Genomic DNA, 23337 nt, shown 5'->3' on the forward strand with positions numbered 1-23337 from the left:
TACATATTTTCTCATAAAAATGCTAATTCAGCGACGCAGCCAGGTCTTCCAGCTTCACAGTCCGCTGTTCGCCAGTTGCCATGGATTTCAGGGCAATAACGCCGCTGTTCAGCTCATCTTCACCCAGAATTGCCGTATACCGTGCATTCATCCGGTCCGCCGATTTCATCTGCGCCTTCATCTTGCGGCCGAGGTAATCGCGTTCCGCCGCGTACCCCAGACTGCGCAGGGTGAACAGCTGCTTCGTAATCTCCTTATCTGCAGCTTCGCCAAGAGCAACAAAATACACATCCAGCGGTTTGGCCGCCTCCAGCTCTACACCCTGGTTCTCCAGAATCAGCAGAATCCGCTCCAGACCAATTCCGAAGCCAATGCCCGGCTGATCGGGCCCGCCGATTTCTTCCACCAGTCCATTGTACCGGCCGCCACCGCCAACCGTGTCGATGGAGCCGATGCCTGCCGCTTTATATTCAAACGCGGTGTGCGTGTAATAATCTAGTCCGCGTACAAGACGGGGGTTAATGCTGTATTCCACACCCATAACATCCAGGTGGGCCTTGACCTGCTCAAAATGTGTAGTGCATTCCTCGTCCAAGCTGTCCAGAATGGACGGAGCGCCGCCAAACTTGTCCTGATCCACCTTGCAGTCCAGCACACGCAGCGGATTGCGTTCCATTCTGCGCTGGCAGTCGCTGCACAAGGTATCTCTCATCGGCCGCAGAAAATTCAGCAGCTTCTCCCGGTAAGCCGCGCGGCTGGGCGCATTCCCTACGGAATTCAGCTCCACCTTCACGTCCTTAAGCCCCAGATCCTTGTAGAACTGATATCCCATCGAAACCACTTCTGCATCAATGGCCGGATCTACCGCTCCAAAAGCTTCAATCCCGAACTGGTGGAACTGGCGGTATCTTCCCGCCTGCGGGCGTTCATACCGGAACATCGGTCCGATATAATACAGCTTGCTGACATCGGGTTCACCATAAAGCTTGTTCTGAACGTAGGCGCGTACTACACCTGCTGTCCCTTCGGGACGAAGCGCCAAATCACGGTCACCCTTGTCCTTGAAGGTATACATTTCGCCTTCCACGATATCTGTTGTTTCCCCAACGCCGCGTTCGAAGAGTCCTGTGTGCTCGAACATCGGTGTGCGGATCTCACGGTAGTTGAAACGCCGGCAGAGATCTCTTGCCTTGCTCTCCACAACCAGCCATTTCTCCACAGCACCCGGCAGCACATCCTGCGTGCCCGTAGGTTTCTCGAATCTTTCCTTTGCCACAGCCTATCCCTCCTGAAAATAACAAAAAATCCCCCGACCCTGTTTGTGCACAAACAGGGACGAGGGATTATCATAACCAATAATTCACCCGTGGTACCACCCACATTCCGGATTCAGGCAAACTGCCCTACACCCGCTCTAAGCGGTTAACGCCCGCCTACGCGCTCCGGCTACTGACGGCGGCAATCCTGTGACTGCCAGCTTTCGCCGTGCGTTCTCGGGGAAGTCATTCATCCGTTCATTAACAGAATCCTTACAGCCTGGGCAGAAACGGTTCACACCTCCTACTGGATGTGCAGCCGGTTCTGTGGGATTCCTCTCTGGAGTCATGGGTTACGGATTACTTGGTCCCGTCATCAAAACACTATAACATATCGTATACTGTTAGATTCTACTGAACCACTGCACTAAAGTCAAGGAGTGAAATAAAATACAGCCGCAAATTTCATCCCCAAAGATTTTTGGAAAAATAAGGGCTCCTCTGTCCGCTTCAGTCCGCGGATGGAGCCCCATCCTCCTGCATCGCTTATATTCTGTGAGGCTTCCAAGATCTCCACCACACTTTTTTACACTGTATTACAGTTAAATAAGGGGGAAGTCGCTTCCCCCAAAACATATAAATTCTTATCTTTTCAAAAAAAATGACCTGCAGCCGATTGCTGCAGGTCCATCATCATATATTATAAAAAAGGGGGTCATGCTTCTATTATAAACAGGCTATATTAAGGAATCATGAATGAATTATTACGGTTACATTGCAGAAAAGAAAGCGTTTTATTTCTTAGGACATTCCCCGGTTTCCTGCCCAAAAACCACTTTACACTACAACATTATTCTCTGTCCAGAAATTTATTACAATTTTTAATCATTATATTCAAAAAAGCTCCAAGAAAACCCTTCCAGGTTTTCTTGGAGCTTTTTTTGATAGCCACATCCAATACTGATTTGGTGCTTATATAGCAAGATATGCGGTCTTTTGCTTATCCGGACTTTTACTTAACTACCCTTCAAAAATCTCTACAAAAGCTTGTTTGCCGCGCAGAACCTCAACGACTTCATTGCGCTTCTCTTCAGGGACTCTAAGGTCCATGACGTAATGTACATCGCTCAAATCCCTGTCATCCACATCCGTGGCACTGCGTACATCTCCGGCACGGCTCGTGTCGGTATTGTCGCCAAGATCATTGTCTACCCCGATGCCCGGTACAATGGCAGCTCCAGAAACCGTGCCTGTTGCACCTGCAACGCCATAAGCACCGCCCGTCATGGCTGAATTGTTGTAAGGAACAAACGGCAGCAGAATATTACGGCTCCGGTGGTCGCCTTTATCCAAAGGATCTGTTAATTCGGATACCTCAATGCCTTCCACACCGTAAGGAATCAAAGCCGTCTTCGCACCTTCTGCTTCACTTTCGGTTCTGAAATACGCTTGAATTCTTGTAGTCATGGTCGTTCCCTCCTTATGAATGGTTAGATCATTGAATCCTTAAGCCTCGATATCATGTATTACAACACCTGGAGCAGCTCACGCATTATTGCGGGTTCTGTTCTAGCTACATTCTGTCTTCGTCATTCTATTACCCGCATTCACAGGCTTTCTAACGATTTAAGAACAACTCCGGTATTATTTACAGCAAGCCGCCATCCCCTAGTTCTCAGGTGCGCGGCAGAAGGCTGCGGCTGTTCCCTTTTAACACTTGAAGCTCTTTATAGTCTTCAGCACCCTTCGCCGCCGTCACCGCTTCGGAACAGCAGCCAACATTATAGGCCGGAATGCTGCTCCAGCACCGCGCTTTTTCTGATTGTCTCATGCCCAGACTCCCTGTTATTCGTAAATACCCGCTCCCCATAGTTTACCCACCCCGTGGTGGCCCTATCCGCACAATTGCGGAGAAGGGGATCTTTACTTTCTGATTTGAGCCGATCTGGACAGCAAAAAAAAGTGCCATTGCCCATCCCTCCCGGAATCCCGCATGACACTCTTATCGCAAATATGTTCTATCGATTGGTTAAGTCCGTGCTGAAGGCTACAGGGGTTAGCCACGGCTGTCCAGCAAAAGCGTTACCGGCCCCCAGTTGGTCAGGGACACATCCATCATCGCTCCAAAAACACCGGTCTCCACTTGAAGCCCGCCGTTCCGCAATTCCTGATTGAAGTAATCGTACAGCCGCTCTGCTTCGGCAGGTCCAGCCGCAGCCATAAAGTTCGGCCGCCGGCCTTTGCGGCAGTCTCCATACAGCGTGAACTGTGACACGGACAATATCGCGCCTCCTGTATCGGTGACGCTGAAATTCATCTTGCCGGCTTCATCCTCAAAAATGCGGAGTCCGGCAATTTTATCCGCCAAATACTTGGCGTCCTGCTCTGTATCTTCATGGGTAACGCCGACCAGCAGCATCAATCCTTGTCCGATCGCTCCGGTCACTGTATCCTCTACGCTTACCCTGGCTTCCTTGCAGCGCTGCACCACTACTCTCATTACGTCTTTCAGCTCCTTGCTTTACTGCATAATGCGGTTAACGGTGTATACATCCTTGACCCGCTTCACCCGATCAACCACAGATTGCAGATGATCGGTGTTGCGGATCAGAATCGTCATATGAATCATCGCCATTTTGTTCTTGTCGCTTCGTCCGGTGACGGCCGATATATTGGTCTTGCTCTCCGACACTGCCTGCAGCACCTCATTGAGCAGCCCGTTGCGGTCATGGCCGGTAATCTCAATGTCCACGCTGTAGTTAGCCTCCATGCTGCCTTCCCATTCCACTTCGATCACCCGCGCCGACTCCTCTCCATCACCATCTGTAGGAATATTCGGACAGTCTTCACGATGGACAGAAACGCCGCGGCCGCGGGTCACATAGCCGACAATATCATCGCCGGGCACCGGATTGCAACATCGGGCAAAGCGGACAAGCAGATTGTCGATGCCTTTTACACGGACCCCGTTGGTCGGCTGATTGCGCTTCTCCCCGCTGGACTTGATTTCCTTCATTTGGGTGGTAAGCTCCAGATGTCCTGCCGCTTCTTCCTGTTCCTTGCGCAGCTTCTCTGTAAGCTTGGAAGCGATTTGCGCGGCGGTAATTCCGCCAAAGCCCACGGCCGAGAGCATATCTTCGACATCATTGAAAGCAAATTTCTTGGCCGCATCCGACAATTTATCCTCTGTCAGCCAATCCGATACCTCCACGTTCTGACGCTTCAGCTCCCGTTCGATCGCTTCCCGGCCTTTTTCAACATTCTCCTCACGTTTCTCCTTCTTGAACCACTGCTTGATCTTGCTGCGGGCATGGGAAGATTGGGCAATCTTCAGCCAGTCCCGGCTTGGGCCATAAGAGTTCTTCGAGGTCAGAATCTCCACGATATCCCCGGTCTTCAGCTTATGATCGAGCGGCACGATCCGCCCGTTCACCTTGGAACCGATCGTCCGGTTCCCTACCTCAGTATGAATCCGGAAGGCAAAGTCGAGCGGTACAGAACCTGCCGGAAGCTCCACAACCTCGCCTTTGGGTGTAAAAACAAACACGAGATCGGAGAAAAAGTCCATCTTCAGCGACTCAACAAATTCCTCGGCATCCTTGGCTTCATGCTGCAGCTCCAGAATCTCGCGGAAAAACGGCATCCGGTTCTCCGGATTGACATTATTGCTGCTGCCTTCCTTGTAAGCCCAGTGGGCCGCAATCCCGAACTCAGCAGTCCGGTGCATCTCCCACGTGCGGATCTGCACTTCTGTTGGCTCTCCGCCCGGGCCCACCACAGTGGTGTGCAGCGACTGGTACATATTCGCTTTGGGCATAGCAATATAATCCTTGAAACGGCCAGGCATTGGCTTCCAAAGAGTATGAATAATCCCGAGTGTGGCATAACAATCCTTAATATTGTCGACGATAATGCGGATGGCAAGCAGATCGTAGATTTCATTGAACTGCTTGTTCTTGGTGTTCATCTTGTTATAGACACTGTAAATATGCTTCGGACGGCCCGAGAGATCCCCTTCGATCCCCATTTCGTCCAGCTTGGCACGGATGCGGCCGATCACGCTGTCGATGAACTGCTCCCGTTCCGCCCGCTTCTTGTGGACCAGGTTGGCAATGCGGTAATACTGCTGCGGGTTCAAATAGCGGAGGGCAATATCCTCCATCTCCCATTTGATTGCCGAAATCCCCAGCCGGTCCGCAATGGGACAAAAAATCTCCAGCGTTTCATAAGAAATACGGCGCTGGCTTTCTTCGGATTGATATTTAAGGGTACGCATATTATGCAAACGGTCCGCCAGCTTAATCACAATCACCCGGATATCCTGAGCCATGGCGATGAACATTTTGCGGTAGTTCTCGTTCTGCTGCTCTTCCTTGGAGCGGAAGCGAATGCGTTCCAGCTTGGTTAAACCGTCCACCAGCATCGCGCAGGTATCGCCAAATTTCTCGCGGATCTGCTCCAGGGAGACAGTGGTATCCTCTACGACATCATGCAGAAGCGCAGCAATAATGGAGATGACATCCATTTGCATATTGACGACAATATCTGCGACCGCGAGCGGATGCAGGATGTATGGCTCCCCCGATTTCCGAACCTGCCCGTGATGAGCCTGATCGGCAAACTCATAAGCTTCCCGGATGCGGAGAAGATCTTTTTCTTTTATATAGGCGCCGGCCTTTTCGGTTAATTGCTCTATGCCCATTCTCGTCGTATCCGTTTCCTTTCTATAATAAAATGAACCCGCAAGCATTGCAGAATTTGCAGGTTCCATATGTCCAAATCTGCGCTAGCGCATTTAAAGTTGTCTATAATTATGACGCTTGCGATGGATTACGTCAACACTTGCCATAGCATGGCACCAGGGGAAAAGAATGTGTCAAGAATAGACAATTTCGTGGCACTTGAAAAATGTTGTTGTAAAAAGACGCCGTTCTATTTAATCTAGTAAAGGCGGTTTTTTGGAACCTCACCTAAAATAGAGACGAAAGAGAAGTGAACACCATTGCAACGCGAAATTCAAGTTAACGAGAAACTCCCTTGGGGCCCGGGCTTTCTGCTGAGTCTGCAGCATTTGTTCGCCATGTTCGGCAGCACGGTGCTTGTTCCTAACCTGTTCGGGGTAGACCCCGGTATGATCCTGTTGATGAACGGTATCGGCACATTGCTCTATATCCTGATCTGCCGCGGCAAAATTCCGGCATATCTCGGTTCAAGCTTTGCCTTTATCTCTCCGGTGCTAGGCGTGCTGGAAAAGCATCAGGGTGATCATCAGCATGGATATTCGCTTGCTCTGGGCGCTTTTATCGTAACTGGCGTGATCTTCATCCTTGTCGCATTGATTGTCCGTTATGCCGGAACCGGCTGGATTGATGTTGTTTTTCCTCCGGCGGTTATGGGCGCTATCGTAGCGACCATCGGACTGGAGCTGGTGCCGGTTGCAGCCCGCATGTCGGGGCTCATTGCTCCTGAAGGTGCAACCGACTGGACGCCGGATGGCAAAGCGATCACCCTCTCCATGGTAACACTGGGCGTAACTGTTATTGGTGCAGTGCTCTTCCGCGGCTTTCCCAAAATCATTCATATCCTCATCGGTATCGTAACCGGTTATGTTCTGGCTTATATTATGCAAGTGGTAAACACAGATGCGATTTCCAGCGCGCACTTCTTTTCCCATCCCACTATTATCACTCCTTCCTTCGACTGGCAGGTTATCTTCACCATTATTCCGGTATCGCTTGTTGTCATTGTTGAACATATCGGCCATTTGCTTGTTACGAGCAACATTGTCGGCAAAGACCTGACCAAGGAGCCTGGACTTGACCGCTCGCTGATGGGCAACGGGATTTCCACTATTCTTTCCGGATTTTTCGGTTCCACACCCAATACCACCTATGGTGAAAATATCGGCGTTATGGCGCTGACCAAAGTATATTCGGTCTATGTCATTGGCGGTGCGGCAGTAATTGCGATCCTGCTCTCGTTCTCGGGAACTTTCTCCTCGATTATAGCCAATATTCCCCAGCCGGTTATGGGCGGTGTGTCGCTCCTGCTGTTCGGTGTAATCGCTGCATCCGGTCTGCGCATCTTTGTCGAGCAGAAGGTTGATTTCTCCAAGGCGACCAACATGATCCTGGCTACTTTGGTTCTGGTGGTCGGCATCAGCGGCATCTCGCTTACCATTGGCGGTGTTCAGCTTAAAGGTATGGCGCTGGCGACCATTGTCGGCATGGTTCTGTCCCTGCTCTTCAAATTAATCGAGGTTCTCGGCTTGTCCAACGAGCAGGACAGTGAAAAATCTGCACATTAACCATAAATAGTTCAACAGGCCAATTTGATTTATAAGCTCCAATATAAAAGCGGACAGTTGTCAACAATCGACAGCTGTCCGCTTTTTATTTCCCGGGAAAAGATAACCGGGTCTGCTTAGTCTTCGTAAGTAAGGAGCGAATGAACCTCGATACCGGAAAGCTTGTTCCGTCCGGCAAGCTGGGTCAATTCGATCAGGAAGGCTGCTCCGGCCACATTGCCGCCAAGCTGTTTCACCAGGCTGACCGAAGTGGCGATGGTGCCTCCCGTTGCCAGCAAATCATCGGCAATAAGTACGTTCTGTCCAGGCTTGACCGCATCCGTGTGGATAGCCAGTGTGTCCTTGCCGTATTCCAGATCATAACCTACCTCAATCGTATCATACGGCAGTTTGCCGCTTTTGCGGATCGGCACGAAACCGACGCCCAGTGCATATGCCAGAGGTGCGCCCACCACGAATCCGCGGGCCTCAGGTCCAGCAATCACATCAATTTGCAGATGCGCTACCAAAGCCTTCAGCTCATCAATGGCGCGGCGGTAAGCTTCGCCATCCTTCAGCAAAGTCGTGATATCCTTGAAGCTGATGCCCGGCTGCGGGAAATCCGGAATCACACGAATATTGTTTTTAAAATCCATATTGTCATCTCCTAAAAGTTTGTGAGCGTTACCTCACTGAATGATCTTCGGACAAACTTGCAGCGGAAGCATACGCTTAGTTTTGTTGGCATAGCTTCTTAGCGACATCTTCGTACAAAACTAGCTTCGAAAGCATACGCTTAGTTTGTGAGCGTTACCTCACTGAATGATCTTCGGACAAACTTACTGCGGAAGCATACCGCATTATCCCACCCGGGATACATCCAGGCGGCGGGACAACATCCACTCCTGCAGCTCACTGCGGCTGCTCTCCATGAAATACTGCTCCATTTCGGCAGTTTTGCCAAGCCTCACAAAATGCTGCGAAGCTGTAAGGCTTTTAGCGGAGGGCTGCGTAACAAACATAATCGTCCCCCGGCTGCGGTCTATGAACTCAAGCTCCTCGAACACGTCGAGCATTTTGGCCAGCATCCGCATCCCCATGGAAGACTGCCGGGTAAGCCGCCGCAGCAGCTCATGCTCAGGAACCGGAGCCGTCGCTAGAGCGGCTATTGATTTATAAAGTACTTTGAAATGGTCTCGTGTCGGCATCTGCAGCCGGTCGCGGCCATCCCGGATCGAATGCAGCAGGGCAATGTTGTCCGCCTGCGGGAACGCAGCTAGCAGCGCATCAAGCTGCTCCGGCGTTTCGGGCATATCAAGCAGACAGAGCAAAGATACCTGTGCATCCTCTGAATCCGCCGGATGATGCCGAACCGGGGAGATTCCAGCGTCTTCATCATATACCCAAAGGGACATTCCTTGGAGAGCGCCCATAGGGGATAAACGGCTGTTCTGGAAGACCGCCGCTGTTCTGAGCGGCTTAGCACCGCTATAAGGCTTGAGCAGCTCATGAAGCTGTGCGGCCTGCTTCACCGCATCCGCTGCACCGCGCAGATCAAAGAGCTGTGGCTTCGGCACGGCCAAATCCTGCAGCATCAGCTGCGGTTTCCGCGAGCCGTTCCATTCATTCACCGACAGTTCTGCCAGAATATCAATCAGCGTTCCGCCTGGAAGCAGTTCGGCAAGCCCTCCTTTGCCGAAGGCAACCACTTCAATCGTATGGCCGCCTTGTTGAAGGACAAGCTTCAAATGCTTGCCGTCCTGCCCCATCTTGCGGGTTTCTTTGACAGCTGCGCCGCGGACAATGAATTTCGGTACCGGATTAGCCATACCGAATGGAGCCAGCTTATCCAGTTCGAGCGCAGCCTGCAGCGACAAATCGGCAATAGCCGCCTCTTCGTCAGCATCCGTCACTGGGAGAAAATGCTCCGGTGTCAGTACCTTAGCGGCATAGTCATTTAATGCCGCTGCAAATTCTTTCAGCCTATCCTGATGGAGACTCATACCCGCAGCAGCCGGGTGACCGCCGAAATGATCCATTAAATCTGCGCATGAGGATAAAGCCTCATAGATATCCAGGCCCGGAATGGAACGGGCCGACCCTTTGCACATGCCTGTCTCCGGGTGAATATCCAGAATAATCACCGGCCGGTAATAACGCTCCAGCAGCTTGGAGGCAACGATGCCCACTACCCCGACATTCCAGCCCTGTTGGGCAAGCACGATGATATCGGGCAGCTTATCCTGCTGAATCTGCAGCTCCAGCATGGCGGCAGCTTCCGTTACAATTCTTTCGACGACCAGCTGGCGTTCTTTGTTCAGCAAATCCAGCTCTCCGGCAAGCTCTTCAGCCTCATCTCGATTCTCCGTAGTCAGCAGAGTAACTGCCCGCCCGGCATGATCCAGACGGCCGCTGGCGTTGATGCGCGGTGCCATGCCAAAAGCAATATTCACCGCACTCACGGTCTCCATCGGGATTCCGCTCACCCCAAGCAGAGCCCGGATACCAGGGAAGGGGGAGTTCCGCATGCTTGAGAGGCCTTTCCGCACAATACTCCGGTTCTCGTCCAGAAGCGGCATCAAGTCAGCAACCGTGCCAATGGCAGCGATTTCGTGCCACTCCACCGGAACCTTATCCCCAAGCAGCGCCTGAGCAAGCTTGTATGCCACTCCGACTCCGGCCAATCCCTTGAACGGGTAAGGACAGTCCGGCAGCTTAGGATTGATTAAGGCATACGCTTCAGGCAGAAGCTCCGGCGGTTCATGGTGATCTGTCACGATCACATCCATTCCCAGCTCATTTGCATAAGCAATCTGATGGTACGCACTGATTCCGGTATCTACAGTGATGATAAGTGATACGCCTTGCTGCTTCGCCCAGTCCAGAGCATGATTATGCAGCCCGTAGCCTTCATTTGCGCGGTGTGGAATATAAATATCAAAAGAAGCGCCCAGGTAGCGCAGCAAATAGATCATCAGCGCAGTACTGGACACTCCGTCCGCATCATAATCGCCATATACCAGAATATGTTCATCATCCTGCAGCGCCTTTCTGATTCGGGGAACCGCTTCCGCCATCCCTTTAAGCAGGAAGGGGTCATGCCCTTCGCCGTCCCCGCCCTCCATGAACAGAAGCGCTTTGTCAGGCGTGTTCATGCCTCTCTTGACAAGCAGCGACGACAAGAGCGGAGAAACCGAAAGGCTCTGGGCCAAATTCCGGACTACTTCAGGATCGGCTTCCGGAGATTGCCATCTTGATTTTGAATGGAGCAATTGATTTCACCTTTTTCTCCCTTAGCGGGCTACTGAAGCAGCGTAGGGATTTCATTATCTACAAGCTCATGGTTGCTTTTGTAAGGATAACCCGGATCATACGGCACAACATCCATATGAACCTCACCCACATGGACAAAACGGTGCTGCAGGAGCTTTCTGGCACATTCCGAAATGTCCTGGGCCTCCATAACTGTGATGCGCGGATTCACACTGATTTTGACCTGCAGATTTACATAACGCCCTTGCTCCAGAGCCTGCAAATATTCCACACGGATTACACCATGTACGCGCTGTACCGTTTCAATGAAACCTGCAGCCTCCTCGGAAGGAAGCTCCTGAAGCTTCTTGCCATACACAGAAGTTGCTATAAGCGAATAGCCTTTGCGGATAATAAGACATCCGGTCAACAGAGCTGCAATGGGGTCCATGTACAGCAGCGGATGCAAGTTGAACGCCCCTCCGGCCATGGCCAGTGATATCCCGATAAATACAGTAATAGAAGTATATAGACTGAAGCGGTGGTTATCTGCATATGCGGCATGACTGCCATCGCCCAATTTTTTGAAATAACGGTACTGGTACTGAAAAACTGCCTCTTTCACAACAATAGAGATGAGAACGGTGATAAGTGCTGCCTGCCCGGGTGCGGACAGATGTCCTCTGGTCAGATCCCGAATCGCCGAGAAGGCAATTTGCAATCCGCCCATCAAGATCAGCACGGAAAAAAGTATGGCAATAATCGGTCCTTTATTATTCTGGGGATTGCGTGGTGCTATCCTGTTCTTCTTCTCTGGTTCCCTACGCCACGGAAACGGAAGAATCTCTGCCAGCTTGGCAGCTGCATCCGATCCCGAATATAACGCATCGCCCATTAATGCCTTACTGCCTGAAAGATAACCCATGGTTCCTTTGGCTGCAGCCAGCGCAAGATCACTGGCAACCCCCGTCCAGACCATTTTATCACTTTGCGGTGATTGTTTGTCATTCATTACGAGGCCCTCCTTACCACTGGCAAGTATCTCATGTTGACCGCTCCGCCCTGACATCCCACTCCAAAGATTTCGAAAAGCCGCGTCGTCTTTGACGCGGCTTTTCGGGTGTGACGGCTTTAGGCTTTCGCCGGATTGCTCTTCACGGGCTGCTTCTGGCGTTTCTTCAGCAGCAGCCAAAGCGGACTTGCGATAAAGATCGATGAGTAGGCTCCGAAGAGCAAACCGATAACCATAGCAAGCGAGAACATTTTGATCGATTCTCCACCCATAACAAGCAGGAAGAACGCGGCAATAAATACCGTAAAGGCTGTGTACAGAGAGCGCATAAGCGTCTGGGCCACACTTTTATTAACCAGCACCTTAAGATCCTCATAGGTCTTCTGCTTGCCGAAACGCAGATTCTCGCGGATCCGGTCAAAGATAACAATCGTATCGTTGATCGAATAACCGATGATCGTCAGCACCGCGACAATGAAGGTCAGGTCAACCTCCAGGCGGAAGATCGAGAAGATGGCTACGACGATAAAAGCATCATGCACAAGGGCCACAATCGCAGCCAAGGCAAACCGCCATTCAAAACGGATACTTACATAAATGATAATCCCGAGACAAGAGATTAGAACCGAATAGATGGCATTGCGCGCCAGCTCTTTGGCCATTTCCGTATCGACGGTGTTGATCTCGAAGGAAGCTTTGTCATCCAGCTTGGTTACCGCAGCTTTCAAAGCCTCGTCCTGATTACTGTCAAGCACTTCATCATAACGGATGTTCACCCGGTTCTCACCTAAGGTAATGTCCGGCTCATGGGAGATGCCCAGATCCTTCAGAGCCGGCTTAAGCTGCTCCAGCGTGATGTTCTTCGACAGCGCCACGTCCACATTAGAGCCTGCTTTGAAATCAACGCTGTAATTCAGACCCATGGTTGCCAGAAAGATCAGGCCGGCTACCGTAATGGCAATGGAGAAAATATAGAAAAATCTGCTCAGATGTACAAAATCAAGCTCTTTCTTAAAGCGCACGGATGTCACTCTCCTTTACCCCAAATTGCTTCGGCTTTTTCAGAGCGCCGGCTTTGACCAGCACGGTAAGCAGCCAATGGGCAAAATAAAGGTTCGTCACGATACTAAGCACAATTTCCACGATCAGGATCAGGGCAAAGCCCTTAACCGCACCCGTACCAAAAGCGAACATTACGGCCGCAACGATAATAGTGGTTACGTTCGCGTCCATAACTGTGCGGAAAGAGGTTTTGTTCCCTGCCTTGACAGAAGACAAAATACTCTTGCCGTTGCGCATTTCTTCCCTTATCCGTTCATTGGTAATGATATTGGCATCGACCGCCATCCCTATACCGAGAATAAATGCGGCGATACCGGGGAGAGTCAAGGTAAAGTCGGCAACGACGAATACCGCAATCAGCAGCCAGGTATGAAGGATCAGCGCGAAGCTGGCCAGAAGACCCGGCAACCGGTACATGCCGATCATGAATATCAGAATGATTACAGAGCCTACAAGGCCGGCTTTGATGGTCTGGTCAAGAGACTGTTTACCGAGGGTTGCGCCAACGCTTTGGGAATATTTCTCCGTCAGCTTCAGCGGCAAAGCACCAAGGTTAATGGTATCGGCCAGTTCGCGTGCTCCATCTATAGTATAATTACCGGAGATTGAAGCAGTGCCGTCTGTCAATACCGCTCTAACGACTGGTGGATTACCCAACAGCTGATCATCGAGATAGATAGCCATTTCTTTACCAAGCAAACGCTTGGTAATTTCCGCAAATTTGTCTTTATCTTTGATCTTGATGCTGATCTCAGGCTGATTCAAATTGTTGCGTTGAACCTCCGCCGCTCCCTCAACAAAGTCACTTCCTACAAGCTCAATCTTGCTGAAGGTGCCTTGCGGATCCCCCGGAGCAGCGCTGCGGAAGGTCAAAACTGCGGGTTCTTTCATCTTCTTGCGGACTTCGGCCTCATCGGTAACGCCCGCGATCTTCAGACGGATGCGGTCCGTTCCCTCTGTAGTAACCTCAGGCTCGCTTGTTCCGAGTGCGTTCGCCCGTTTTTCCAGGCTCTCTGCAGTCTTCTGCAGCGAAGCACGGGATAATTCTGCTCCCGCCTCCATAGGCTCGGCGTGATACAGAATCTCGAAGCCGCCCTTCAGGTCAAGCCCCAGACGGACCTTGTCCAGCAGCCCGGGAGTTGTAAATACCATAACCCCGGTTAATACGAGCACGGTAATAATAAAGCTCAACATTCTCTTCATGCTCTTGCTAGTTCCCCTTTCATTACTCAATATTCCTATTATAGCTACGTGCGAAATCACCGTCAATTCAAGCAGAAATGACGTTACGGTTCTCACACAAAGAAACGGCCGGCTCTGCTCAAGCGGCAAGCCATCCGTTTATCATAGGAAATGCTGAATGCTCTTCTCTTACTTTAACGCTTCCTGAACCTGTTTGCAAAAGTAAATCGTTCCTTTTTATACGTTCAAACCGCGATAAGCGGCAATAGTCAAATAGTTCATATAACTATTAGCCTTGAGTGAATAGATATCATTCACCAGCTTATGCAGGGCGGGTCTGCCTTCCTTGTCATAATTGCGGCTGACACAGTCCCAGATATCCTTGCCCGTTACATATTCATAGCCGAGGAGCCGAAATTCCTCCGCTTTGCTGCGGCACATGGCTTCGATTTCATCACTAAGCTGTTCATAACTCCACTCTTCCGATTCCACGTGTTGACACCTCCAAAGATACCTCGCTTATGCATGTTCACAAATAGGTATTCGACCAGACTTCCCTTGTTTCCTTCTTCCGGCTGAAAAGTTGTCACGGATAAAGCTTGTCATGGAAAAGCCTATCATCCGCATATCAATGTAAGAGAGACTACTTGTGGGAAGAAGGAGTGCCCTTTGAGGAAACAGAGCTTTATTCAAGGAACCTTGATACTGCTGGCCGCAGGCATCATTAACCGGATGCTCGGCTTTATTCCGCGAATTATTCTGCCGCGTGTGATCGGCGCCGAGGGGGTAGGTCTGTATCAGCTCGGATATCCGTTTTTCATTGTGCTGATTACGATCATCACCGGCGGAATTCCGCTGGCCATTGCCAAAATGGTCGCTGAGGCCGAAGGAGAAGGACGCCCTGAGGAATCCCGGCGGATTCTGCACAGCGGACTGGCCCTTAGTCTTGGACTTGGTGTTTTTTTCACGCTGCTCGCATTGTTCAGCGCTTCCTGGGTCTCCAATGTGATTCTGACAGACAGCCGTGTCTATTACACCTTTGTCAGCATGACACCGATGATCGCTATAGTTGCCGTTTCTGCGATCTACAGGGGGTATTTTCAGGGCAGACAGAACATGGTTCCTTCGGCGCTGTCCTCGGTCCTGGAATCGGTCATCCGGATTGTTTTTATGCTGTGGTTCTCCTGGCTGCTGCTTCCCAGAGGGGTTGCTTATGCGGCGGCAGGAGCGATGCTGGGTGTAACGGTTGGAGAGATTGTCGGCATGCTGGCGCTCTTGTGGCAATATTATTATATCGTAAAAAGGGACAAGAAAGCAGACTTATCTCCTACAGCAAATACACCGGCCCCTGTTGAAAACCCGGAAAAAACAGCCGCTCCTGCCAAAAATCATTCCATCTTCAAGCGGCTGATCCGAATTTCCGTGCCCGTCACTGCCGGACGGCTGGTGGGTTCGTTCTCTTATCTGCTGGAATCCATTATCACCGCCCGCAGTCTTGCCCTCGCCGGAATTGCCACGGCAGCCGCTACAGCGCAGTACGGGTCACTGCAGGGGATGGTGATTCCTTTGCTGCTGCTGCCGGGGGTGCTCAGCTCTTCGCTTGCGGTATCGCTTGTGCCTTCCTTGTCGGAAGCTTCGGCGCGCCGTGATCTGCCCACGATTCACAAAAGAATGCACCAGGCGCTGCGCCTGGCCATGGTGACCGGCGCCCCGTTTGCTGCGGTTATGTACATTTTTGCCGTACCGCTCTGTACGCTGATGTACGGCAATGCCGACACGGCTCCGATGCTGCGGATGATGGCCCCTTTTGCATTGTTTTTATATGTCCAAGCACCTTTGCAGGCTGCCTTGCAGGCTATGGAGCGCCCAGGCAGGGCACTGGTTAACACGCTGATTGGAGCGGTCGTCAAAATCGCGCTTATCCTTCTTCTTGCCTCACAGCCCGAGTATGGCATCTACGGGGCAATCATCGCTATTATCGTCAACAGTATTCTGGTGACTATGCTTCATGGGTACAGCCTGGTCCGGCTGATATCATTGTCAATCAGGCTGGCCGATCTGCTCAAGACACTTGCTGCGATGATTATCATGGCTGCCGGAATGTCTTATATCTATACCTCTGTGCCAATCGCCCCTGCGCAGTGGGCCCAATTCCTGTTCGCCGCCGGCAGCGGGATGGCGCTCTATTTCGGAATCTGCCTCTTATCGGGCCTAATCTCCATCCGGGATCTGGACCGGGTGCCTTTTATCAAAAAATGGCGCTGAAGCTTCAACGCATATCCATACGGTCTACATAAATTTCTCCCTTATGGTTAATGGAGCAGAGAAACACATCCCTGAAGTCCGAGACGCCTTTTTGGCGAATCTGGGTTCTCAGCCAGAATCGCGTCTTGCCGATCATCTCCAGATTGTGGTCCTGAACCTTGCCGTCCATGATAAGCGGAATCGGCAGGCCTTCATATCTGATTTTATGGCTCGGAAGCTTAACGCTGCCTGCGCTATTCTCTTCGGAAGGCTTGGTCTTCTCTCTGACTTCGGCGGTTGAACTGCTGTTGCCGCTCTGATTGCTGGAGGATATTCCCTTGTTCTTTTCAATAACTGTTAGCTGTCCGCTGGTTTCTAAGATTGCAAACTCCACATCGGCGGGACTGTCGATATTTTGTCCGCGAAGCTGAAGCAGCAGATCATCAATATTATACCGCTGCTTGCGCATTTCCCCGCGATGCAGCTTGCCATTGGAGATCAGAATGCTGGGTTTGCCGTCGATCAGGAGCCGCAGCTTTCTGCTCTTCAGGCTGAACTGGGCCACCAGGACCTGAATCAGCACCAAGGTTGCCATTGGCACCAACCCATCATAAATCGGGCGTTCAATATCTTCTATCGAAAATATGGCAATCTCGGCAATCATGATGGAGATCGTCAAATCAAATACCGAGAGCTTGCCGATTTCCCGTTTGCCCATAATACGCATACACAGGAAAATGAAGATATACATCAGCACAGTCATCAAGATACGGCCAGAAATATGCTGGAACATATTTTCTTCGCTCTCCTTCCATTGGTCACCCGCCGCCATCGTACCGGGCAAAATAATGTACCCCTATTCTGGCCCCTCAACCAAGGGAACATTCGGAAGCGGGCTTATTAATTAATGGTAAAAGGGCTTTAAGCCCTTTTCGTGTACTATTGGGGCAAGCCCCCCCATACAATAGTTAGTAATCATACCTTGTGTACTAAAAACTTTTTAGGAGGTCGTACCATGTATTTAATCCGGCGTCTATTCTCGTGGAGAATATCTAGTCCAGTGTTATCAGGTTTATGCCGCGCTTTTATGTGGATGCTGCTGGGGGCGATGGTTCTCTCCCTTTTACTCTGGGGAAGCGGACTGGAAGAACAGGACCTTACTATGTACACTTATATCGTACACGGTATTGCTGCCGCCTTCGGCGGATTAACGGCAGGACGGAGAGCCCCCGGCAAAGGCTGGTATCATGGGGGAATTACGGGAGCGTTCTACGGTATTATTGTCCTGCTGATTGGCTTTCTGGCGCTGGATAGTGCTCCTGCCGGCATCGATTGCTTGTGGGTTCTGGCAGCTGCGGGCATCGCTGCATTCGGCGGAATATTCGGGGTTAATTTACATAAATCCTAAAATTTCAATATAATCGAATCCTGCTCCTGAAAATATGGTAAACTGGATGCATCTGACTTTACATGCGGGATCAAGGAGGCTTCGATTGTTTTGCTTTACCAATCTATGAACTATGTAGTGCTGTACACCGTTGTAATTGTAGCTGTATTGATGTGGCTCGGTGCCCGTCGCAATCCTCTGCTGGCTTTTGTGGAGATCGGAAAGGAACTTATCCACTCTTATAAATTTCTGCTGCTCGTAGCAGGAATGTTCGGTGTGCTGGCCGTAAATAAATACGAACTGCAAATTGAGAAAAAGCTTCATATTACTTCCGATTACACGTCTTTTGTTTTTGGGCTTGAAGGTCATTTTGTCAGGGACCTGCAGCATTTGTTCTTTGCTCCCTGGCTGACGCCAATCATTGTATTCTTCTACATTTTTATGCTTCAAGCCGTGCTGGCTGCTTCTCTGGGTGTCTACCTGCTTGATAAGAACCGTGTCATGCTCTACGCAACCTGCTATGCGATTATCATCAACTATGCCATTGCCATTCCGTTTTATTTGTATTTCCCGGTGAATGAAGTATGGTCCTATGTACCGGCAGGCGTCCGGTTTACCATGCTGGATGTCTTCCCGAGATTTGAGCAGGAGTACAGGCCGCTCTCAGGTCTGGACAATTGCTTCCCGAGCCTTCACACCGCAATCTCTGTAACCACCGCCCTGCTCGCCTTCCGCTCCGGCAACCGCCGCTGGATGGCGATCACCACTGTGTCTGCAGTCATTATAGTGTTCGGCATCTTCTATCTCGGCATTCACTGGCTGACTGACATGCTTGGCGGCACCCTGCTGGCCGTGCTGTCAACCACAGTTGCCGTTCAACTCGCCAAGCTGACGCTGCGCAGCAGCGAGGGACGGCTGACCATTCCCAGCCGGGCAACGGATACACGCTGATTACTTTATAGAAAAAGGCCGGGAGCCCATACCATGGGTTCCCGGCCTTTTTCCTTCAACTTGTTAATACTTTTTGAATGGATTTATAAGTGGTTCTAACGTCTTTGCTTAATGACTTTTGATCTGCATATACCGAAACGCCCATAATTTCCTCTTGTAGTTTATAATCATAAACAAAATGTTTTTTATGCGAATCATTTCTTTCCAACAGATGAATTGTAATATCAAACTGGTAATGTTCAACGTCTTCTGAATCAGAGGCTTCACTTGCAAAAATAATTACATCACATTTGTATTTTTGGTGAATGAATCCGAAAAACGCTGAGCAGCCGATACCTTCAGATAAGTATTCGAACCCATCAAAGATATCGGGAGAATGATCCGAAACAATCACTGAGTAGAATTTATCCTTATGGAAAAAATGATTAAGGATAATTGAGAATTCCTTTCTTAAGTAACCTTTAATTAATATGACAGGAACAGGAGGATCAACCGTTTTCATTTTTTCCAGCAACTTATGGATATAAGCTCCATAGAACTCACTGCTCCATATCCTAACTTTTGGATCGTTCAAGTTCCCTGGTGAGAGCATTCTTATTTCATGAACACCATCTTTTACGGCAGATATGCTGTATTCCTTTTTTTCATCATACAATCTGTACTTATAATTAAGTAAGGGTTATAGCTGCTTTCATTTGAAATTGAATGAGTATAAAGTTCTTTTTTGATATCTTCTACAGTAAAAAAGGGATTCTCAGTGAGTATCCCATGAACTCTGCTGGTTATAAAAGGAGCAGCGAAACTGTTGGAACTATTCGTCTCAAAAACTTCACCTTGTTCTGATGGAATAGAATGTTTACCGCTTGTAATCACATCTACTCCATCATAAGGATAAGGATCAAAAACATATGGATTGGAGTTTAGGTCATCAGAACTTTTTACTCCAATTACATTGGTTAAACTGGCCGGCAAAGTAAAGAGACCGTTATTATTAGAGGCGGCTACCATAATAAGGCCCTGTTCCGCCACTTCATTTACACAATCCCGAATGGCAGCAAAATCCAAAAAATAGGTTGACCCTAAGCTGAGATTGACGATTTTGATATGGTTAGCCAGACACCAATATAATGCTGTGATCAATTGTTTGGTTGTGCCTTTGCGGTTATTTTTTTCATTTAAGATTTTAACGCTGGAGAGTCTGGCGGCGGGTGCATATTTTTTAATGATGCCCGCACAAACCGTACCGTGGCTTTTTAGATGCTTATCATAATGCTTCCGATCGATAATTTTTAAATTACCTTTTATTTCTTTATTATATTTCAGAGTGCCAATCTGAAACGGGTATTCATTTACTCCGTCATCAATGAGGCAGACATCTATCGGATTGTGCCCTTTCATTCCACTACCACTACCTAGTAGTTTTATTTTTCATTTCCCGAAGAATAATTGCAGAAATATTGGATATGGTGTTGAATCCGCCCGAAACAATATCTTTTTCCGGAATAGAAATGCCGAAATTTTCTTCAATTTCAATATATAATTTAAGCAGATGCCTTGCTTTCAAATTCACGTCCCGTTCCAGAAAATTCCGGTTATATTTGTCTTGCCCCCATAAATCGGTATCAATCAGCAGTTTGCTCTTTAATATCTTATCCAGCGACTCTGCGATTTCTTTAACAGTGATTTCCTGGCTTATAGTCCCCAAGTGTACCATCCCTTTCCTGGCGGTTTGCGATGTCTAATAATTAAGCTTCTAGAAATTGACTGCCATTTCAGCTTCCGATAATTTGTCTACAATTAAATCGGCAATTTTCGCCGTGTCTCCTTTATCCAGAACATTAAATACAGGTACTGAAGATACAACACTGCATTCCTCAATGCTCTTTTGCATAAAATCTTGATTAAGCGTTAATGTGTTTACAGAACTTGGCTTAGAGTTCGTCATTTCGACCCAATCAATCTGCCTGTTGGTTATATTCAAGGCATCAATATCCAAGCCGAATTTATATTTGATGGAATTTATAATTCCATCCAAATATTCTGCTGTATACTTCTCGTGAAACAGGCTTACTACTACAGCATCGGGAACAACCGCCTGAAAAATTTCATATGCCGTAATTCCAAAGCCATTGGTGATTTTGTTGTTATAGCGCATAAAGCCGCCAGGCACGGCTACGATAATTAAGTCAGGTTCCTCAGTGGATTCAATCTGTTTGATGTACCGGTTATAGCACAAGATTTTATCTGATTCACTTATTAATTCTTTCATGAACCCCGGAAACGAATGAAACCCCAAAAATTCACAATAGGATCTGGAGCCAACCACACTCACTTTATAACCCATATTTTCAAAAGTGGATTTTAAATCCAATTGCAATTGAAACTTATGAGTGTTCTCGGCTATCCCAACGACTGCAAGGATGGGGGTAGTACAATCTATAATTTCTTTTTGTCCAAACACCAGATCATTTAAGAAATCTGCATGACCCAGATGATTGTCCCCATAATTTATAAAATAGCTGCCCTTCTTCCCGCACTTTTCTTGTACTTCTTCTAATTTCTCATTCAATGGAACTAGAGTAATAATATTTTTCCCTGCTTCAATTGCACTCAAGAGTTTGGGATAGATGTTCTTTTCCAGCGTATATGAATTGTCGGCTTCAGCAAAGATTACAGTATCAATTCCACCCAAAATCTGTTCAAATTCCTGATTCACAGTAATGCCAAGGAATCCGCCGCCATCAGCATAGCTGGCATCCTTGCCGCATAACCCCCATCCGGGTAAAGAGGAAAGCTGGATATCGCTATAATGGTCAACAAAACCTTTGTCTCTTAACAAGGGAGTAAAATGGGAGTCGTAAGGGTAAATTAATACACTTTCTTTATTCAACATACTTCCCTCCAAATCATTATCCTGTAATCTTCTGAACCATTTCTTTTTTCAATCCGCATTCTTTAAGGGTGCATACGTCCTTCAGCATTTCATCAAAATTGTAGCGGACATCCCGGCAGGCTTTTTGTTTTGCTTCCTTGCTCAGTTGATTTCCATCATCGGACAATGAAGCACATACTCTGCAGTTCCGGAATGCATAGCACTCCTTACAGCTTTCTTCCGTAAGTTGTCCTACATTCAATAATTTTTCTATTTTGTCAAAAAAGAACCCCTCTTCAATATTGCCGATTCTCATAATATCCGATGTCTCACTAACCCTTTCACATGGATAAAAATGGGCATCCGTACTCATAAACAACCGGATTTGTCCCGGTACGCAAGGTCCGGAATGGTGATCCTGTTTGGCTAATGGGGCAATATTCCGGTGCGAGTTGCTGATATACTCAAAATGCTCCCGGTAGGCGGCTCTGATTAATTGTGAATTGTTTGCTTTGGAAACCTTTCCCAATACAAACAACAAATATTTAAATTTGCTGTATTCCCATTCCCCTACAAAATTTTCGCTGAATTGAACGCGGTCATTCCGGTAATTATTGGATACAAAACTTCCGATCACCGCTGATTCATTGAAAAATTCTTCTTCACTGGCGATGAAATCATCCAGACAATTAAATTGTGCTGTTGGGTCCATAACCATAGAAAAGGAGAGATTTTTTTTGATGTCCGGGTACTTTTCCACAATTCTTTTGATGTTATCATACACAGCGTTGAAGGTTCCGCAACCGGTTGAGGCAAACGTACGGTGCTTATCATGAATTTCTTGAGGCCCATCCATACTGACGGTAATTCTCAAATTGTAGCCCAGTAATCTCTTCACATTAGCTTCATTGAGCAGGCTGCCGTTCGTGGTCAGACTAAAAGAAACGTTTTTCCCTTCTGCCGCTTTTATCGCGTAGTCCATACATTGAATAATCAGGTTCATCTCCAGCAGCGGCTCGCCGCCATAAAAACTGATATCGATGTCCTTGGCATCCTTAGAATGCTCGATCAGAAAATCTATTCCCTTTTGGGCAGTGGCAAAATCCATTCGTTTATTGCTATGTACCCGATTTACATAAGACCCGGAATACACACAATAATTGCATCTGAAATTACAATTTTGGGTGACTTGAAGAATGATTTTTTTTAAATTATAGCCTAAAAGCTCATCAAGCATTTTTCCATTGCTATGCTTTATTTCTTCTACGCGGTTGTTTGACAGATATCCTTGATCCTTTAATTTTTGGATAACCGGATGCCCGCTTGAACGTATTGCGTCAGGATCATTGATAATTTGATAAGTATCCTCATCGACATTGATAATTTTATTTTTATTTACATCAAAAAAATAATACTTATCCATATTTTCGAACGAATAGATCAACGGATTTTCTTTGGTCAACAATGAACTGTCTCCTTTACCGTTTTGTAGTCATGCTTCTGCTTAAGGAATAAAAAGACTAGGGCTCTGCTGACAGGTAGCTTTGTCTTTAGAACCCTAGCATTTTCGGTTAACCTCTCACTTGAGCGGTTGCAGTCGGAGTGTAGTTTTGCGATCCGCTATCCGCGCTAGTATTGCTAACATGCAAGAAATCAGGACCCCAGCAGCTGCAAGTGGCGCAATAACATGCACAAGAAAGATGGCAATCGGCATAAGCCTCAACAGTATGCATTTGCGAAAAATTCTTTTTATTTAATTTTCTCATTCATTTCGCCTCCCTTCGTATGTAATAGATTATATAAATTCCAGAGTGACAGGCACTCCGAAAAGTA

General features: G+C 48.4%; 22 protein-coding genes. 4 read left to right on the forward strand and 18 right to left on the reverse strand.

Annotated elements, in window-relative coordinates; genetic code table 11:
• Nucleotides 1-22: 22 nt before the first annotated feature.
• The 5 genes from hisS to JI735_RS01440 form a co-directional block, all read right to left on the reverse strand.
• A complete protein-coding gene (gene hisS / locus JI735_RS01420) occupies nucleotides 23-1276 on the reverse strand; it encodes a histidine--tRNA ligase (RefSeq protein ID WP_020427873.1) in 1254 nt (417 codons plus the stop codon).
• Nucleotides 1277-2276: 1000 nt separating this feature from the next.
• Nucleotides 2277-2723, reverse strand: coding sequence for a hypothetical protein (locus JI735_RS01425; RefSeq protein ID WP_020427874.1), 447 nt, complete (start codon nucleotides 2721-2723; stop codon nucleotides 2277-2279).
• Between the two features lie 208 nt (nucleotides 2724-2931).
• Nucleotides 2932-3087, reverse strand: a complete 156-nt coding sequence (locus tag JI735_RS01430) for a hypothetical protein (protein ID WP_157771399.1) — start codon at nucleotides 3085-3087, stop codon at nucleotides 2932-2934.
• Nucleotides 3088-3312: 225 nt separating this feature from the next.
• Nucleotides 3313-3756 (reverse strand): D-aminoacyl-tRNA deacylase, encoded by a 444-nt coding sequence (gene dtd / locus JI735_RS01435; RefSeq protein ID WP_039835871.1) that lies wholly within the window; start codon nucleotides 3754-3756, stop codon nucleotides 3313-3315.
• Between the two features lie 21 nt (nucleotides 3757-3777).
• Nucleotides 3778-5958, reverse strand: coding sequence for a RelA/SpoT family protein (locus JI735_RS01440; protein ID WP_039835872.1), 2181 nt, complete (start codon nucleotides 5956-5958; stop codon nucleotides 3778-3780).
• Between the two features lie 300 nt (nucleotides 5959-6258).
• Here JI735_RS01440 and uraA point away from each other — a divergent pair, with 300 nt between their 5' ends.
• The gene (gene uraA, locus JI735_RS01445; RefSeq protein WP_039835873.1) at nucleotides 6259-7563 is read left to right on the forward strand and encodes a uracil permease; all 1305 of its coding nucleotides are present in this window, start codon (nucleotides 6259-6261) and stop codon (nucleotides 7561-7563) included.
• A 116-nt stretch (nucleotides 7564-7679) separates the two neighbouring features.
• Here the strand turns inward: uraA and JI735_RS01450 are convergent, their stop codons facing one another.
• The 6 genes from JI735_RS01450 to JI735_RS01475 form a co-directional block, all read right to left on the reverse strand.
• Nucleotides 7680-8198 (reverse strand): adenine phosphoribosyltransferase, encoded by a 519-nt coding sequence (locus JI735_RS01450; protein ID WP_039835874.1) that lies wholly within the window; start codon nucleotides 8196-8198, stop codon nucleotides 7680-7682.
• A 204-nt stretch (nucleotides 8199-8402) separates the two neighbouring features.
• Nucleotides 8403-10814: a single-stranded-DNA-specific exonuclease RecJ gene (gene recJ / locus JI735_RS01455; protein ID WP_202676960.1), complete on the reverse strand. Its 2412-nt coding sequence runs from the start codon at nucleotides 10812-10814 to the stop codon at nucleotides 8403-8405.
• Nucleotides 10815-10843: 29 nt separating this feature from the next.
• Nucleotides 10844-11806 (reverse strand): cation diffusion facilitator family transporter, encoded by a 963-nt coding sequence (locus JI735_RS01460; protein WP_039835877.1) that lies wholly within the window; start codon nucleotides 11804-11806, stop codon nucleotides 10844-10846.
• 119 nt (nucleotides 11807-11925) lie between these two features.
• A complete protein-coding gene (gene secF, locus JI735_RS01465; protein WP_039835878.1) occupies nucleotides 11926-12828 on the reverse strand; it encodes a protein translocase subunit SecF in 903 nt (300 codons plus the stop codon).
• Nucleotides 12818-14071: a protein translocase subunit SecD gene (gene secD, locus JI735_RS01470; RefSeq protein WP_039835879.1), complete on the reverse strand. Its 1254-nt coding sequence runs from the start codon at nucleotides 14069-14071 to the stop codon at nucleotides 12818-12820. Before secD ends, secF begins: the two co-directional genes overlap by 11 nt.
• Before the next feature lie 216 nt (nucleotides 14072-14287).
• Entirely contained in the window at nucleotides 14288-14542 is a 255-nt protein-coding gene (locus JI735_RS01475) for a post-transcriptional regulator (protein ID WP_039835880.1), read from the reverse strand.
• Between the two features lie 177 nt (nucleotides 14543-14719).
• On the opposite strand from JI735_RS01475, the gene spoVB reads away from it, so the two are divergent.
• The gene (gene spoVB, locus JI735_RS01480; RefSeq protein WP_202676961.1) at nucleotides 14720-16315 is read left to right on the forward strand and encodes a stage V sporulation protein B; all 1596 of its coding nucleotides are present in this window, start codon (nucleotides 14720-14722) and stop codon (nucleotides 16313-16315) included.
• 4 nt (nucleotides 16316-16319) lie between these two features.
• On the opposite strand, the gene JI735_RS01485 is transcribed toward spoVB, so the two are convergent.
• Nucleotides 16320-17087 (reverse strand): YetF domain-containing protein, encoded by a 768-nt coding sequence (locus JI735_RS01485; protein ID WP_039835888.1) that lies wholly within the window; start codon nucleotides 17085-17087, stop codon nucleotides 16320-16322.
• 222 nt (nucleotides 17088-17309) lie between these two features.
• On the opposite strand from JI735_RS01485, the gene JI735_RS01490 reads away from it, so the two are divergent.
• Nucleotides 17310-17702 carry a TIGR04086 family membrane protein gene (locus tag JI735_RS01490; protein ID WP_039835883.1) on the forward strand — a complete coding sequence of 131 codons (393 nt, stop codon included), beginning with the start codon at nucleotides 17310-17312 and terminating at the stop codon, nucleotides 17700-17702.
• 90 nt (nucleotides 17703-17792) lie between these two features.
• Nucleotides 17793-18632: a phosphatase PAP2 family protein gene (locus JI735_RS01495; RefSeq protein WP_233476203.1), complete on the forward strand. Its 840-nt coding sequence runs from the start codon at nucleotides 17793-17795 to the stop codon at nucleotides 18630-18632.
• A gap of 55 nt (nucleotides 18633-18687) precedes the next feature.
• On the opposite strand, the gene JI735_RS01500 is transcribed toward JI735_RS01495, so the two are convergent.
• The 6 genes from JI735_RS01500 to JI735_RS37665 all read right to left on the reverse strand — a co-directional run bounded on the left by JI735_RS01500 (nucleotide 18688) and on the right by JI735_RS37665 (nucleotide 23270).
• The gene (locus tag JI735_RS01500; protein ID WP_202676962.1) at nucleotides 18688-19287 is read right to left on the reverse strand and encodes a hypothetical protein; all 600 of its coding nucleotides are present in this window, start codon (nucleotides 19285-19287) and stop codon (nucleotides 18688-18690) included.
• The gene (locus JI735_RS01505; protein ID WP_202676963.1) at nucleotides 19248-20030 is read right to left on the reverse strand and encodes a S8 family serine peptidase; all 783 of its coding nucleotides are present in this window, start codon (nucleotides 20028-20030) and stop codon (nucleotides 19248-19250) included. Before JI735_RS01505 ends, JI735_RS01500 begins: the two co-directional genes overlap by 40 nt.
• Nucleotides 20031-20040: 10 nt before the next feature.
• Complete coding sequence (locus JI735_RS01510; protein WP_039835885.1) at nucleotides 20041-20337, reverse strand: hypothetical protein; 297 nt, start codon at nucleotides 20335-20337, stop codon at nucleotides 20041-20043.
• Between the two features lie 48 nt (nucleotides 20338-20385).
• The gene (locus JI735_RS01515; RefSeq protein WP_039835886.1) at nucleotides 20386-21525 is read right to left on the reverse strand and encodes a TIGR04066 family peptide maturation system protein; all 1140 of its coding nucleotides are present in this window, start codon (nucleotides 21523-21525) and stop codon (nucleotides 20386-20388) included.
• Nucleotides 21526-21541: 16 nt separating this feature from the next.
• Nucleotides 21542-22969: a Cys-rich peptide radical SAM maturase CcpM gene (ccpM, locus tag JI735_RS01520; RefSeq protein WP_202676965.1), complete on the reverse strand. Its 1428-nt coding sequence runs from the start codon at nucleotides 22967-22969 to the stop codon at nucleotides 21542-21544.
• A 106-nt stretch (nucleotides 22970-23075) separates the two neighbouring features.
• Complete coding sequence (locus JI735_RS37665; RefSeq protein WP_081487258.1) at nucleotides 23076-23270, reverse strand: CLI_3235 family bacteriocin precursor; 195 nt, start codon at nucleotides 23268-23270, stop codon at nucleotides 23076-23078.
• Nucleotides 23271-23337: the final 67 nt, after the last annotated feature.

The organism is Paenibacillus sonchi, assembly GCF_016772475.1.
GTDB classification, from domain to species: domain Bacteria; phylum Bacillota; class Bacilli; order Paenibacillales; family Paenibacillaceae; genus Paenibacillus_AQ; species Paenibacillus_AQ sonchi.